1 pseudogene is annotated in these 529 nt (G+C 75.0%); it reads right to left on the reverse strand.

Annotated elements, in window-relative coordinates:
• Nucleotides 1-225: pseudogene (locus B7767_RS37765) on the reverse strand (PAS sensor protein); the annotation flags it as partial.
• Nucleotides 226-529: the final 304 nt, after the last annotated feature.

Below are 529 nucleotides of genomic sequence, written 5' to 3' on the forward strand. Positions count from 1 at the left end.
GGCCAGTTCCTCCTGCCCGCCGATCCACACCAGGCGCCGCTCGCGCACGGCGTCCGCCACCGGCATCGGATCGGTCAGCGCGATCCGCCGCCACGGAGTCGCGAGTTCGTGCGGGGCCCCCGCCACCATGACCAGCCACAGAGCGTCCTCGCCCGGCGGCAGCGCGTACAGCAGCCCGCCGTACGCGCCGCTCTCCCGCACCACGGCAGCCATCGCGGTTTCCATCAGCCGCCCACCTGAACCCCACCAGCCTCCCTGCCGGCCGCCGGTGCGCCCTGCCGGCGGCCGTGCGCCGCCGGCCCCGACGGGGCCGCATCACACCGGCCACACCGAGCATCACTTATATGCGGACAGTATGCCCAATTCGTCGCAAGGGCATCCAAAACGTCCTGGTGTCCCTGGCCCGGCAAGGACCTCCCGCGGTCCCCGCCCCGTACGACGGGCGCCGGTCCGTCACTGCGGCCCGTCCGTCCCGGGTGGGTGCCGGCCGCCGCTCACCGCCCGCGGCACCCCGTGCTCGGCGAGCGGG

It is taken from the genome of Streptomyces sp. 13-12-16, assembly GCF_002114215.1.
Taxonomy (GTDB): Bacteria; Actinomycetota; Actinomycetes; order Streptomycetales; family Streptomycetaceae; genus Streptomyces.